The 15,042-nt window shown below is 67.3% G+C and carries 8 protein-coding genes; 2 read left to right on the forward strand and 6 right to left on the reverse strand.

All coding sequences use genetic code 11. The features are described 5' to 3' along the window. Position 1: 1 nt before the first annotated feature. Positions 2-2,131 (reverse strand): alpha-glucuronidase family glycosyl hydrolase, encoded by a 2,130-nt coding sequence (locus tag ASD68_RS11480; protein WP_156458417.1) that lies wholly within the window; start codon positions 2,129-2,131, stop codon positions 2-4. Between the two features lie 209 nt (positions 2,132-2,340). On the opposite strand from ASD68_RS11480, the gene ASD68_RS11485 reads away from it, so the two are divergent. Then, positions 2,341-3,417, forward strand: a complete 1,077-nt coding sequence (locus ASD68_RS11485) for a LacI family DNA-binding transcriptional regulator (RefSeq protein WP_056083183.1) — start codon at positions 2,341-2,343, stop codon at positions 3,415-3,417. A gap of 279 nt (positions 3,418-3,696) precedes the next feature. Here the strand turns inward: ASD68_RS11485 and xylA are convergent, their stop codons facing one another. The 5 genes from xylA to ASD68_RS11510 form a co-directional block, all read right to left on the reverse strand. Then, the gene (gene xylA, locus ASD68_RS11490; protein WP_056606841.1) at positions 3,697-5,037 is read right to left on the reverse strand and encodes a xylose isomerase; all 1,341 of its coding nucleotides are present in this window, start codon (positions 5,035-5,037) and stop codon (positions 3,697-3,699) included. 48 nt (positions 5,038-5,085) lie between these two features. Further along, positions 5,086-6,600 carry a xylulokinase gene (gene xylB / locus ASD68_RS11495; RefSeq protein ID WP_056606843.1) on the reverse strand — a complete coding sequence of 505 codons (1,515 nt, stop codon included), beginning with the start codon at positions 6,598-6,600 and terminating at the stop codon, positions 5,086-5,088. A 617-nt stretch (positions 6,601-7,217) separates the two neighbouring features. Beyond that, complete coding sequence (locus ASD68_RS11500; RefSeq protein WP_056083191.1) at positions 7,218-8,156, reverse strand: hypothetical protein; 939 nt, start codon at positions 8,154-8,156, stop codon at positions 7,218-7,220. Between the two features lie 4 nt (positions 8,157-8,160). Continuing rightward, positions 8,161-9,345 carry an SPFH domain-containing protein gene (locus ASD68_RS11505; protein ID WP_235577618.1) on the reverse strand — a complete coding sequence of 395 codons (1,185 nt, stop codon included), beginning with the start codon at positions 9,343-9,345 and terminating at the stop codon, positions 8,161-8,163. 15 nt (positions 9,346-9,360) lie between these two features. After that, positions 9,361-10,242, reverse strand: coding sequence for an alpha/beta hydrolase (locus tag ASD68_RS11510; RefSeq protein ID WP_056606846.1), 882 nt, complete (start codon positions 10,240-10,242; stop codon positions 9,361-9,363). Positions 10,243-10,391: 149 nt separating this feature from the next. On the opposite strand from ASD68_RS11510, the gene ASD68_RS11515 reads away from it, so the two are divergent. Beyond that, on the forward strand, positions 10,392-15,041 hold the full coding sequence (locus ASD68_RS11515) for a DEAD/DEAH box helicase (protein ID WP_235578721.1): 4,650 nt from the start codon (positions 10,392-10,394) through the stop codon (positions 15,039-15,041). Position 15,042: the final 1 nt, after the last annotated feature.

The raw sequence follows: 15,042 nt of genomic DNA on the forward strand, positions 1-15,042 counted from the left end.
GTCAGTGTCCCGGTGCGTAGGGAAAGGAAAGGCTCTTGTAGTAATCCAGCGTATGCGCGGGCGGCGCGTAGCCGGCCGGCAGGGGCAGATGGTTGAGGCTTTGCCAGTAGGCGATGCTGGCGTCGCGCCACCATTGCGCCTCGTTCTGCTGGATGGCCAGGAACGCGGCGGTCTGGGCGTAGCGCTGTGCATCGATGCGGCCATCCAGCGATTTCCAGGTGGCGCGCATCTGTTTCACCTCGTCCACGCCGTGGCTGTAATGCATCACCAGCTCGTCCCACAGCGTGTGGCCGGAGCGCATGCGGTAATCCCACGGCAGGTGGTGGAACCACAGCAGGTAGGCGTCGGGCGTCGATTTCAGATCGTTGAATTCCGCGGCCACCGGCGGCGCGTACTGGTCCACCGCGTCGCTGCCCTTGCGGGTGCGGTCGAAGCCGATGCCGTTCGTGTCGGCGCGGTGGTAATAGACCGGGTTCCAGTCCGCCCGCGGCAGGCTGTCGTCCCACGGCGCGGGGCCGTAGTGATGGCCGGCGCCCATCAGGTGCGCCAGGCCCAGCGGCGTCATGTAATCCACCGCCGCTTCGCGCGAGGCCATCATCATGCCCACGATGGGCTTGGCCACCGCGTCGTCGGGGGCGAAGGTCATGCGCGCCCAGTCGTCGGCGATGGCGCGGGCGGACTGTGTCGGGTCCCATGCCAGGCGGCCGAACGCATACCAATTGGCCTGGTCGAACACCGAGCCGCTCCAGTCGCGGTCGGTGCCGATGTTGGCCACGCCGGCCATGCCGGTCAGCGTATGGCCGTCCAATTGACCGTCGACCACCTTGGCCACGGGGGAACCCTTGCCCTTGGCGTAGGTGTCGGCGCGCAGCACTTCCTCCCACAGCGGGCCGAGGTAGACCAGATGCGTGGCGAAGCCCAGGTATTCCTTGGTGATCTGGAACTCCATCATCAGCGGCGTCTTCGGCATCGCGCCGAACAGCGGGCTGAACGGCTCGCGCGGCTGGAAATCCAGCGGGCCGTTCTTCACCTGCAGCAGCACGTTGTCGCGGAACGTGCCGTCCAGCGGCTTGAACTCGTTGTAGGCCTGCTTGGTGCGGTCGTCGAGGTCGTGCTCGGAGTAGACGAAGGCGCGCCACATCACGATGCCGCCGTGCGGCGCCAGCGCGTCGGCCAGCATGTTGGCGCCGTCGGCGTGGGTGCGGTGATAGTCCTGCGGGCCGGGCTGGCCTTCGGAGTTGGCCTTGACCAGGAAGCCGCCGAAGTCGGGGATCACGCGATAAATCTCGTCAGCCTTGTCGCGCCACCACTGGCGCACGGCCGGGTCGAGTGGATCGGCCGTCTTCAGGCCACCGATCTCGATCGGCGCGCTGAAACGCGCACTGAGATACACGCGGATACCCCACGGGCGGAACACCCCGGCCAGCGCCGCCACTTTCTTCAGGTAGGCGGGCGTAAGCACCAGCGGATCGGCGTTGACGTTGTTGAGTACGGTGCCGTTGATGCCGATGGAGGCATTGGCGCGGGCGTAGTCGGTGTAGCGCGGGTCGAGGTAACCGGGCAGTTTCCACCAGTCCCAGATCGAGGCGCCGGCATAGCCGCGCTCCACGCTGCCGTCGAGGTTGTCCCAGTGATCGAGCACGCGCAACTTCACCTGCGGCCGGTCGCGCAGGTCCAGGCCGGTGGCCGGATGCCCTGTCTGCAGCAGGCGCAGGAAGCGGAAGCTGCCGTACAGCACGCCGATGTCGTCGTTGCCGACAATCGCCGTGGCGGGGTGGCCGTTCACCACCACGCTCTTGATCAGGTAGCCCTCGCGCCCCAGCTCGCGGGTGTCCAGGTGCAGGCCGGCCACCACGGGTGACGAGGCGGGTGTGCCGATGATCAGCGCGCCATCGCGGCTGACTGTGCCCGACAGTTCCGGCGTCTTGCCGAGCAGGCCACCCAGGCCACGGACGAGTTCGCCGCTGGCCGCCTTCGCGGTCGGCGAGCCTTGCCCTGCGACCAGTTGCACGGCCTGGCGGGTATCGATACCTGCCGGCGCGGCGGCGAGCGCGTGGTAGCGCAGCCACAGATCATGGCCGTCCTCGGCGTGGGCGCGACCGGCGCCCAGGCATGCGAACAACACCGCCAGACCCGCGATCAGCAGGCGCGGGCCAACGCCCGAACGGCTACGATTCAGCCCCCAAGGCCTGCGCCATGAACGATGATTGGCATCACAACAGAATGTTATCGCTAACATATGCAAACATGCGCGCATGGCTGGACCTCGTAGGGATGGGGATCCGGGAATCTGGCAACGGGCCCGCGCAACGCGACGCGCACTGCTGAAAGGAAACGGCATTGAAGACAACAGGCAAGAAATCGGCTCGCCGGAAAGGGCGTGCCGTCACCATCGACGAGGTAGCGGTTCTCGCCGAAGTATCGCCAATGACGGTGTCGCGGGTGGTCAACGGCCACGCCAAGGTGCGCGAAACGACCCGCGAAAAAGTGATGCAGGCCGTGCGCGAGCTGGGCTACGTGCCGAACCAGGCGGCCAGTTCGCTTGCCGCCGCGCAGGACGTGCGCATCGCGCTGATCTACACCAACCCCAGCGGCGCCTACCTGCGCGAGCTGTTGCTGGGCGCGCTGCATGGCGCCGAGCGCACCGCCGCGCAACTGGTGATCGACAGCTGGGAAACGCTGGATGCCGCCGCCGAACGCAAGGCCGCGCGCGCGCTGGCCAAGAGCGTGGGCGGGGTGATCCTGCCGCCGCCGCTGTGCGAATCCAAGGTGGTGATCGAGGAACTGACCAAGGCCGGCGTGCCGGTGGTGGCGGTGGCCTCGGGCCACTTCATCCACGACATCTCCAGCGTGCGCATCGACGACTTCCTGGCCAGCAAGGAGATCGTCGAACACCTCATCAACATGGGTCACACGCGCATCGCGTGCGTCAAGGGCCACCCCAACCAGATGGCCAGCCAGCGCCGCTTCGAGGGTTACCAGGCCGCGCTCAAGGAAGCGGGCATCGCGCGGGATGCCGAACTGGTGCAGCAGGGCTACTTCACCTACCGCTCCGGGCTGGAGGCGGTCGAGAAGCTGCTGTCGCTGCGCAAGCCGCCCACCGCGATCTTCGCCAGCAACGACGACATGGCCGCGGCGGCCGTCTCGGTGGCGCACCGACGCGGATTGCGGGTGCCGCTGGATCTGTCCATCGTGGGTTTCGATGACACCTCGGCCGCGACCACGGTGTGGCCCGAGCTCACCACCGTGCGCCAGCCGATCTCCAGCATGGCCGATTCGGCGATCGACATCCTGCTGCGCGCGATCCGTCGCAACGGCAACGAAACCCGCGTGGTGGTCGATCAGGTGGTGGCGCACCAGCTGGTGATGCGCGGCTCCGTGGCGCCGGCGAAGACAGCCGCCAAGACGCGCAGCTGAGGCAGCTGCGCGTGTCGTGCTTTGGCACGACACGCCCTTGCGTGTCGTGCCAGGAAATGAAACGGGGCGCCGCAGGCCGAAAGCCACGCGGCCGACAGCATCGACCGGTGTTTCCAGCCCCGCATCTGCCCGCGACGAATGAACGATGCCGCCGGGCATGGCGCGCGTGGCGCCATGAATATCCATTGCCATGTCCACCCCCTCGGTCCGTGTCGCTCCGGATTGCCCGTGGTGTCACACCGTGCCGCCGCCCCTGCGGCGACACGGGTGGCTTGGGGTTCAGCGCATCAGGTACTGGTTGATCAGGTTCTCGTAGCGCTCCTGCTTGCCGCTGCGCTGGGTCGGTTCACCCTGGGCGACCGCCAGATCACGCAGCGCGGCCAGGTCGAGCTTGCCTTCGGCGAAGTCCTTGCCCTTGCCGGCATCGAAGCTGGCATAACGCTCGGCGCGCCACTTCTCCCACGGCGAGGCGTTGAGCAGCGAATGGGCCACTTCCAGGCCGCGCGCGAAGCTGTCCATGCCGCCGACGTGGGCGATGAACAAGTCGTCCGCATCGGTGGATTCACGGCGCACCTTGGCGTCGAAGTTCAGGCCGCCCGGGGCCAGGCCACCCTGGCGCAGCACCACCATCATGGCGCCCACGGTGTCGTACAGGTCGCTGGGGAACTGGTCGGTGTCCCAGCCGTTCTGCGCGTTGCCGCGGTTGGCGTCGATGCTGCCCAGCATGCCGTGGTTGGACGCGATCTGCAGGTCGTGCTCGAAAGTGTGGCCCGACAGCGTGGCGTGGTTGGCCTCGATGTTGAGCGAGAAGTCCTTGTCCAGGCCGTTCTGCTTCAGGAAGCCGACGACGGTCGAGGAGTCGAAATCGTACTGGTGGTTCATCGGCTCCATCGGCTTCGGCTCGATCAGGTACTTGCCCTGGAAGCCGATGCTGCGGCCGTAGTCACGCGCGGCGGTGAGGAACTTGGCGAAGTTGTTGAGCTCGCGCTTGGTGTCGGTGTTGTGCAGCGAGGCGTAGCCTTCGCGGCCGCCCCAGAACACGTAGTTCTCGCCGCCCAGCTCCACGGTGGCTTCCAGCGCCGCCTTGATCTGCGCCGCCGCACGCGCCACCACGGCGAAGTCCGGGTTGGTGCCCGCGCCGTTCATGTAGCGCGGATGGCTGAACAGGTTCGCCGTGCCCCACAGCAGCTTCATGCCGGTGGACTTCTGGCGCTCCTTGGCCAGCGCGACCATGTGCTTGAGGTTCTTCTCGTACTCGCCGATGTCATCGGCATCCGGCGACATGTCGATGTCGTGGAAGCAGTAGTACGGCACGCCGAGCTTGGTGAAGAACTCGAACGCGGCGTCGATCTTGTCCTCGGCACGACCCAGCGCGGTGGTGGCGTGCTTGTCCCACGGATACACGCGGGTGCCGGGGCCGAACGGGTCGTGGCCGGCATTGCAGAAGCTGTGCCAGTAGCACGCCGCGAAACGCAGGTGCTCGGCCATGGTCTTGTCGCCGACTTTCTTGTTGGCGTCGTAATGTTTGAACGCCAGCGGATTGTCCGACCCGATGCCCTCGTAGGGGATGGCGCCGATGCCGGGGAAATACTCGCGTTTGCCGATGAAGGGGGTGCTCATGATGGTGTCCTGGTGGATAGGTGATGATGGTGTTTGATGCTGGAAGCTTCAGCCGCCGCTCGTGACGTTCTCGTTGGCGTGGCTCGCCACGGCGGCTTCCAGATGACGAGAGAAGTGGCCGTAGTGGCTGCGATAGGCGGCAGTCGCAGCCGGATCCGGACGGGTCGAGAGTGCCGGATCGAGGTGAACATGCTCGGTGGCCAGGGCCGCGATATCCGCGTGGCCACCCGCGGCGTGATCCAATGCCCACAATGCCTGCAGTGCGGCGCCGAAAGCCGCGCCTTCGGCTTGCGTGGGCACGTCCACCGGCAATTCGAACACGTCGGCCACCATTTGTCGCCACGCGGCGCTGTGGCTGCCGCCGCCGGTGAGGCGGATGGCGTCGAAGTGCAGCCCCGCGGCGCACAGCGCGTCATAGCCATGGCGCAGCGCGTAGGTCGCCCCTTCCATCGCGGCGCGGTAGAGGTTGGCGCGGTTGAGGTTGGCTGTATCCATGCCGTGCAGGCTGGCGCGGGCGTGCGGCAGGTCGGGCGTACGCTCGCCGTTGAAGAACGGCAGCATCACCAGGCCGTCGGCGCCCGGCGTGGTGCCGGCCAGCACCTTGTCGCCATCGCGGCTCTCGAAGCCGAACGCGCGCGCCACGTTTTCCGTGGCCACGGTGCAATTCATGGTGCAGATCAGCGGCAGCCAGCCACCGGTGGACGAGCAGAACGCCGCCCAGCTGCCGTTGTCGTCCACCACCGGATGGTCGGCGTGCGCGAACAGCGTGCCGGAGGTGCCCAGGCTCATGCTCAACACGCCGGAGGCCACGTTGCCGGTGCCGATCGCGGCCATCATGTTGTCGCCGCCGCCGGCCGAGACGCGCACGCCGTGCGGCAGGCCCAACTCATCGGCAATCGCGGCGGAAATGGGGAAGCTGGCATCCGCCTCGACCAGCGGCGGCAGGCAGGCGGCCAGGTCGCGCTGCGCATCCGTGGCGGCCAGCAGCTCCGGCGACCACTGGCGCGTGCGCACATCCAGCCAGCCCGTGCCCGAGGCGTCGCCGTATTCCATCCAGCGCTCGCCGGTCAGCCAGAAATTCACATAGTCGTGCGGCAGCATGATGCTCGCCAGCTGCCGATATACCTCGGGCCGGTGCTTGCGCGTCCACGGCAGTTTCGAGGCGGTGTAACCGGCCAGGATCGGGTTGCCGGCCAGCGCCACGGCGCGCAGCGGCCCGCCCACGGCGCCCATGATCTCGTCGCATTCGGCCTGGGTGCTGGTGTCGCACCACAGCTTGGCCGGCGCCAGCACCTGGCCGGCGGCGTCCACCGGCACGAAACCATGCTGCTGACCGGACACGCCCAACGCCACCACACGGGCGCGCAGGGCCGGGTCCAGCTTGGCGAAACAGCTGCGGATCGCGTCGATCCACCACTGGGCTTCCTGCTCGCGGCTGCCATCATCCTGCGCCACCAATTCCAGCGCATGGCTGTGCGTGGCCAGCACCTCGTGCGCCACCGAATCGTACGCAACGAGCTTGACGCTCTGGGTGCCTACATCAAGTCCAACGACCAAGCTCATTGCGGTTCTCGCGGGTTAGGGTGTTAGCGCTAACATTCATATAAACAAAAAAATGCCCGTCTGGCAATATGCCCCCAGATTCAACGCCCGCAGGCGGAAAAGGACGCAACCACGGACTTTACCCCACCCGGCGGAAATTGCATGCCGCAACGCAAAATCCCCCGCATTCACCGGCATGCCGTGTCGTGGTGATTCCGGAACGCTGCGGCTATCATGGCGAGACGGGCCTGTAGCTCAATGGTTAGAGCAGGGGACTCATCGAAATGGTGCCGCCACGGCGTAATCCGTGGATGGAATCGGGATGAATTCAGGGAAACCTCAGCGGCGCGCAACGCGGCCGGTGGCAACCCTGAGCCAAGCCGCCGGTACACCGGCGGAAGGTGCAGAGACTACCTGAGGGCTACAGCGCCCTTGATCACAGGCTCGAGCGTCCCGCACCCCACCTGCCCCATCGGCAGAGGGTGAAGAGATAGTCCGCTCCGGAGGGAAACCCCCGGCACAAGCGAATCCCTTGGTTCCAGGTTCGAGTCCTGGCGGGCCCACCATCCAGTGAATCCGCGCGCGGGTTGTTACCGGATTCCGGCGTGCGATCCACCCGTGGCTGCCCGCGAAAGCCCTCAATTCACCAGATGTCCGTATCTTTCCGCCAGGCTGATGGTGGCTGTCATGCCCGCGTTGAACTCCAGGAAGTCAGCTTCGATCCCGTCGCTGAAGATCACCCCGTAGCCCGCCATCTGCGAGACAAGCTGCAGCGGCTCGGTTCGGGTGACTTGCCCGAACACCAACTCGACTTGCGTCGTGCGGCTGGGGAATGGTTCGCGCACCGTGAACTGCAGATGGTCTGCATCCCAGGCAAAGCCATGTTCCCACATGAGCTGTGCCGACCCCGCAAGCGCGTGGCCGGCGATGCCGGCGGCGCCCGCCAACAGGCTCTGAAACCACCCCGTCGAACCCAGGCCCGTCGACACGATGAGTCCACTGGACGAGTGGGTCTCCGAGCGCGCCCCCTGCTGGATCTGGTAACGCGCGGACACGTGCGACCGCGGCCCGATGAAAAGGTCGTTGACCGCAAAAAGCTCCTGTCCATCGCTCAGGGCCGCTCGCGCCATGGTTACGCGGCTTAGCGAACGCCTGCCGGCGATGGCCTCCTTCGCAATGGTGGACAGGTCCCCGACCTCGAAGGGAAGCAGCACACCGTCCCAACGCGCCGGATCGGGGTTGACCCCGATGACCGGTTGCGCGCCCTTGAGGTACTTGAGCGTGTTGGCGACAAGGCCATCCTGGCCCAGGACCACCACCAGCGCATCCGGCGCGAAGAGGTAATTCGCCAGGAAACCCCGATCCAGTCGATGCACCCGCCCGAAGCGACCCAAGGTTGCCTCGGACGTTTCAACCGCCTGCTGATAGATGCGGTGCTCGGCTTCATAGTCGGAAAAATCCGCGCCGAGGTGTTCCACGTAGAAGCGTGCCTGCTCGATCGTGTTGAAGCGCGCGATCAGCTCCTCAAGCCGCGTCTTGCGGGTCACCAGCACGATCCGCTGGTTGAGTGCATCCATGGCGTCAGGCCTTCGCTGCCGGCTTGGGGCGCCCATGCGTCAATTGCTGCAGCAAATCGGGGGAGATGTTGAGTTCGCCGATCCGCTCGGCGTTTGCCGCCAATCCCTGGAATGCCTGGGCGATCAGCACGTTCGGGTCCGCCTGCCCCACCATCAGGGCCTGCAGCACTTTCGGATCGACGCCCTGCACCGCCTTCATGCTCGCGGCGATCCCGTAGGCCTTGGCGTCGGCTTCCGTCTGCGCGTTGGTGGCACGCAGCATGGTCAGGCTCTTGTTCTTCTCTTCCAGCGCGATGCGGCCGGCCAGATCCTGATCCTGGATCGCCTGACGTTTGGCCAATACGGCCTGCTCGGCTTCCAGTTGTGCCTCGCGGATCTGGCGTTTTTTCGCTTCCACAGCGATCTCGGTATTGAGCTCGTTCTCCTTGACCGCGCGCTCCTGCTCGATCGCGGCGTTGCGGCGCACATAGGTCGCATCGTCCGCCTGCTTGAGAATCTGCTCGCGAACCTGCGCCTCCAGCGCCCGGGCGGTTTCCGGGTTGGGCTTCACGGCGAGAATCGCGAAGTTGACCAGCTCAAGCCCGAGGCTGGGCAGGCCATCCGCGCGCTGCAAACCCTCGCGCACGACCTGCACCAGATGATCGGAGCCCTGCAGCAATTGCTGCAATGTCTGGCTCTGCAACACCGAACGCAGTTGTACCTGCACGGTATTGACGACGCGCTGGGGGAGCTTGGTCCAGTCTTCGGAGGCATAGCTGCCGTCCGATTTGAGGGTGAAGTTCATCAAGGCGGCGAGCGTGGCCGGCTTGGACACGCGATAGGTGACCTGGCCCTGGACCGTCACGACCTGAAAGTCGCTGCTGACTTCCTGGAACATGAACGGGGCATCCACGCTTTCAAGCGGAATCGAAACCAGGGTGGCGCTGGGTGCGAAATACCAGAACGTGAGGCCCGTGCCCTCACGAGTCGATTTACCGTTCTTGTACTGGATGAGGTAGGTGCTTGGATTGGCTTTGACGTACCGAAAACCGAACATGGTCGTATCCCTGGTTGAATTGAATGATGACGTGCATGTGGCCTTGGTGAAGGCCGACTTACACCCGAGTATTCCCTTCTCCTGCCTCGTTTCCCCGGTGTGCCCGCCGACGACCCGCGTGGTGAACGCTTGGACGCGCGTCCAGCGTATCAATTGCCATAACCGCGCTCACGAGCGATCCGGCGCCTGCCGTTGCAGCCAGTCGCCCAACTGGTGCAGCACCTGGCTGCGGCCCGGCTCGGCCTCGTTGAAAAGCTCGTGGTACAGCATCGAGAAAAAGCGCGTGGTGACCTGGCCGCCGGGGGCGGCGGCGCGCGAGAAATCGCCGCTCCCGGAGGGGTCGACCAGTGCGTCGCTGCCGGAGACCAGCAGCAAGGTGGGGACGGGCAGACGCGCGGCATCGGCGATGCTGGAGGCGCCCGCGCGAAAGATGAAGTCGGCCAGCCGCGGGGTGATCCAGCCATGGCGCAGGGGATCGGCGCGATACGCGGCGACCCTTGCACGGTCGTGCGAGATGCGGCCGAAACTCAGGCCGCTGCGCAGCGGCAGGTTCGGCGTCATCCGGTTCAGCACGCGGGCCAGCGCACGGCGCCAGCGCGGCTCCCAGCTGCGCAGCGCGGGTGAACTGAGGATCACGGCGCCGGGTGCGATGCGGCCATCCAGCACACTGCGCGCCACCACCACACCGCCCATGCTGTGGCCAAGCACCAGCGGTACGCAGCCCAGCGTGCAGGCGTAATCGCGGTGGATCGCCGTCAGGTCCTGCAGCAGATCGTCGTCGTGGCGCAGCGCGCCGCGGCGGCCGGGCGTCCTGCCGTGGCCGCGCTGGTCGTAGCTGCGCACGGCGTAGCCACGGGCGCCCAGCCACTGCGCAAGCTCCGCATAGCGCCCGCTGTGCTCGCTCAGGCCGTGGACGATCAGCACGGCGCCGCGCGCCTGGGCCAGCGGCCAGTCGCGCACGAAAATCGGCTGACCATCGGCCATCGTCAGCCACGATTCCACGGCTTGCGCATCACTCTGGCGCGACGCCGGTTGCAGCGGTTGCTTCACCCCATCCTCCCGTGCTGAGCTTCCATCGCGAGCCAACCACCCGCGGCGGCGAAACCTTGATAGTGACATGGGGCGCGGCCGCCGCGCGCCGCGCGCGATCCAATTGAGCACTCCGGTACCGCCCCCATATCTGACCGATGAGCTCCTCCGTGCCCACGCAGCACCCGTCGCCGAGTCCTTCCCCGCTGGATGATTTCCACCCGGCGGTGGCGGCATGGTTCCGCCGCACGTTTCCCGCGCTCACGGCGGCGCAGGCGGCGGCGTGGCCGTCGATCCGCGCCGGCAACCACACATTGGTGGCGGCGCCGACCGGGTCGGGCAAGACGCTGACCGCCTTCCTGGCCGCCATCGACGAACTGGTGCGCGAGGGCGTGGCGCACGGCGGCGTGCTGGCCGACGCCACCACCGTGGTCTACGTGTCGCCACTGAAGGCGCTGTCCAACGACATCCATATCAACCTCGACGCGCCGCTGGAAGGCATCCGCGCCGAGCTGGAAACACTGGGCCTGCCCGACGTGGCGATCCGCACCGCCGTGCGCACCGGCGATACGCCGCAGGCCGAGCGCAACGCGCTGCGCAAGCAACCGCCGCACATCCTGGTGACCACGCCCGAATCGCTGTACGTGCTGCTGGGTTCGGCCTCGGGCCGCGCCATGTTGTCGGGCGTGCGGTCGGTGATCGTGGACGAGATCCACGCCATCGCCGGCAGCAAGCGCGGCTCGCACCTGGCGCTATCGCTGGAGCGTCTGCAGTCGCTGTGCCAGCGGCCGCTGTTGCGGATCGGGTTGTCGGCGACGCAGAAGCCCATAGAAAAGGTCGCCGACTTTTTGGTCGGCGACGCTCCTGCTCCTCCCCCTGCATGCAGGGGGAGGTTGGGAGGGGGTAACGCTCTTGATCTTGAGTCCACGAGCAAGAGCACCCCACCCCAACCCTCCCCTGCGCGCAGGGGAGGGAGCAGAAGCGCAACCATCATCAACGTGGGCCACACCCGCCCCCGCGACCTCGCCATCGAAGTGCCGCCGGTACCGCTGGAAGCGGTGATGTCCAACGACAGCTGGGAGCTGGTCTACAACCGGCTGGCGCAGCTGGTGCAGGCGCATCGCACCACCCTGATCTTCGTCAACACGCGGCGCATGGCCGAGCGCGCCGCGCGGCACTTGTCGGAGCGGCTGGGCAAGGAAGTGGTCGCCGCGCATCACGGCAGCCTGGCGAAGGAGCAGCGGCTGGACGCGGAGCAGCGGCTGAAGCGCGGCGAATTGTCGGTGCTGGTGGCCACCGCTTCGCTGGAGCTGGGCATCGACATCGGCGAAGTGGACCTGGTCTGCCAGCTCGGCTCGCCGCGCTCGATCGCCGCGTTCCTGCAGCGGGCCGGCCGCTCCGGCCACAGCATCGACGGCACGCCGAAGGCGCGGCTGTTTCCGGCCACCCGCGACGATCTGGTCGAATGCACGGCCCTGCTCGACTGCGTGCGTCGCGGCGAGCTCGATGCGCTGATCCTGCCGCCACAGCCGCTGGACGTGCTGGCGCAGCAGATCGTGGCCGAAGTGGCCTGCCAGGAATGGAGCGAGGACGCGCTGTACACGCTGGTGCGCCGCGCGTATCCGTACCGCGATCTTTCGCGCGCCGATTTCGATGCCGTGGTGCGCATGCTGGCCGAGGGTTTCACCACCCGCCAGGGGCCGCGCGCGGCGTATATCCATCGCGACGCGGTGCATGGTCAGTTGCGGGCGCGGCGCAGCGCCCGGCTCACCGCACTCACCTCCGGCGGCACCATTCCCGATACCGCCGACTACAAGGTGGTGCTGGAGCCGCAGGCGATCATCGTGGGCACGGTGAACGAGGATTTCGCGGTCGAGAGCATGGCCGGCGACATCTTCCAGCTGGGCAACACCAGCTACCGCATCCAGCGCGTGGAGCGTGATCGCTTGCGCGTGGAAGACGCGCGCGGCGCGCCGCCCAGTATTCCGTTCTGGCTGGGCGAGGCGCCGGGGCGCAGTGATGAATTGTCGTTCGGCGTGTCGCGGCTGCGCGAGGAAATCGCCGCTCTGCTCGAGCCCCTCTCCCGCGTGCGGGAGAGGGGTTGGGGAGAGGGCAAGGCGCTTGCCGAACAGTCCCACACGCCCGAACCCTCTCCCCCGGCCCCTCTCCCGCAAGCGGGAGAGGGGAGCAAGGCGCGCGCGCTTGCGTGGCTACACGACGAACTCGGTCTCGGTGAATCCGCCGCCCAGCAACTCGTCGACTATCTCGCCCGCGCCAAATCCGCGCTCGGCGTCCTGCCCAGCCAGCACACGCTGGTGCTGGAACGCTTCTTCGACGAATCCGGCGGCACCCAGCTGGTGATCCACACGCCGTGGGGCAGCCACATCAATCGCGCGTGGGGGCTGGCGCTGCGCAAGCGATTCTGTCGCCAGTTCAACTTCGAGCTGCAGGCGGCCGCGACCGAGGATGCGATCGTGCTGTCGCTGTCCACCAGCCACAGCTTTCCGCTGGAGGAGGTGGCCCACTACCTGCACTCCAACACCGCCGAGCACGTGCTGGTGCAGGCGTTGCTGGATGCGCCGCTGTTCCCCGCGCGCTGGCGCTGGAATGCCGTGACCGCATTGGCGCTGCCGCGCTTCACCGGTGGCAAGCGCACGCCGCCGCCGTTGCAGCGGATGAAAAGCGAGGACCTGCTGGCCGCCGTATTCCCCGACCAGGTGGCCTGCCTGGAAAACATCGTGGGCGAGCGCGAGGTGCCCGACCATCCGCTGGTCAACCAGACCATGCACGACTGCCTGCGCGAGGCGATGGACGTGGACGGCCTGCTGCGCATCCTGCGTTCGCTGGAAGCGGGCGAGATCGCCATCGTGGCGCGCGACCTCACCGGCCCCAGCCCGCTGGCGGCCGAGGTGTTGAACGCGGCGCCGTATGCGTTCCTCGATGACGCGCCACTGGAGGAACGCCGCACCCAGGCGGTGCAGACACGGCGCTGGAGCGCCGACGATGCCGACGACCTGGGCCGGCTCGATCCCGACGCGATCGCCGCCGTGCGCGAGGAGGCCTGGCCGCAGGTGCGCGATGCCGACGAGATGCACGAGGCACTGACGCTGCTGGGGTTTGTCACCGAGGCGGAAGTCGACGCCAACGCGGGCTGGAGCGAACGGTTGCAAGTGTTGGCCAGGGCAAGGCGCGCCACCCTGTTCGCTCCCACAGGGGCATGGACGTCCGCCGAACAGCTGCCCATCTGGCTGGCGCTTCATCCTGACACGGTGATGCAGCCATCGATTGCCGCCCCGGCCGAATACGCCGCGCAAACCTGGACGCGCGAGGACGCGCTGCTGGAACTGCTGCGCCGTCGCCTGGGCGGGCTCGGCCCGGTCACCGTGGCCGCGCTGGCCGGATCGATGGCGGTGCAAGCGGTGGAGGTCGAACAGGCGCTGCTGCGCCTGCAAACCGAAGGTTTCGTGATGCAGGGACGCTTCACCGCGGAGGCCAGCGCCACCGAATGGTGCGAGCGCCACCTGCTGGCACGCATCCACCGCTACACGATCGGCCGCCTGCGCCGCGAGATCGAGCCGGTCAGCCGGCGCGACCTGATGCGTTTCCTGTTCGACTGGCAGCATGTATCGGCCGCTGCGCGGCTCAATGGGCCGGATGCGCTGGCGGCCACGCTGGCGCAACTGGAGGGCTACGAAGCGGCAGCGGGTGCGTGGGAGTCGGAAATCCTGCCTGCGCGCGTCGCCGACTATTCGATCGGCTGGCTGGACGATCTGTGTCGCGCGGGGCGCATCGGCTGGACCCGGCTGCGCAGCGGTGGCGGCAGCGGCGGGCCGGTGCGCGGCACGCCGATCGTGTTGCTGCCTCGTCGTGAGATGGCCGTCTGGACGTCCATCGCGGAAAGGGAGCCGATCGACGCTGCGTTGTCGTCGCGCGCCCAGGCGGTGGCCGATGCCCTGGCCGAACGCGGCGCGCTGTTTTTCGACGAATTGATGGATGCCACGCGCTTGCTGCGCACCGAAGTGGAAAACGCGCTGGGTGAGCTGGTGGCCGCAGGCCAGGTTCGTGCCGACAGTTTTGCAGGCTTGCGCGCGTTGCTGCTGCCAGCGGCCAAGCGTGATGGCGGCCGGCATCGGCGGGTGCGGCGGCATCAGCTGAGCAGCATCGAGGATGCGGGGCGGTGGTCGTTGGTGCGCAGCGCTGCAAGGACGGATGAAGGGTCGCGGCAAGAGCGGCCCCTCTCCTCAATCCTCTCCCACCCGCAAGGGGACTCCCTTCGGTCGCCAACGGGGAGAGGAGGCGATGGTGGCGCTTCGCGCCGATTGGATTCGAATGAAGCGGAAGCGGAGCACGTCGCCCGTACCCTGCTTCGCCGCTACGGTGTGGTGTTCTGGAAATTGCTGGAGCGCGAAGCGCCATGGTTGCCGTCATGGCGCGACCTGCTGCGCGTGTATCACCGGCTGGAGGCACGCGGCGAGGTTCGCGGCGGGCGTTTTGTCGAAGGCCTGGTCGGCGAGCAGTTCGCGCTGCCCGAGGCCATCGCCCCGCTGCGTGCGGTGCGCAGGCGCGCCGATGACGGCGAGCTGGTGTCGGTCAGCGGCAGCGATCCGCTGAACCTGGTCGGCACCGTATTGGTGGGCGACAAGGTGGCGGCGTTGGCCGGTTCACGCGTGCTGTACCGCGACGGCGCACCGATCGCGGCGCTGGTCGGCGGCAAGGTCAGCGCGCTGGTGGAGTTGTCCGCAGCCGATCAGCAACGCGCGAAGCACGTGCTGCTGCGCTATCCACCGTCGCAGCCGGAAGTACCGGCGGTGGCGCCCTGAG

This window comes from Rhodanobacter sp. Root627, assembly GCF_001427835.1.
Lineage (GTDB): Bacteria > Pseudomonadota > Gammaproteobacteria > Xanthomonadales > Rhodanobacteraceae > Rhodanobacter > Rhodanobacter ginsenosidimutans.

Coding starts and splice junctions, on each gene's coding strand:
- xylB (WP_056606843.1), bottom strand. CDS start 6,600: ATGAGCTTGGTCGTTGGACTTGATGTAGGCACCCAGAGCGTCAAGCTC.
- ASD68_RS11500 (WP_056083191.1), bottom strand. CDS start 8,156: ATGGATGCACTCAACCAGCGGATCGTGCTGGTGACCCGCAAGACGCGG.
- xylA (WP_056606841.1), bottom strand. CDS start 5,037: ATGAGCACCCCCTTCATCGGCAAACGCGAGTATTTCCCCGGCATCGGC.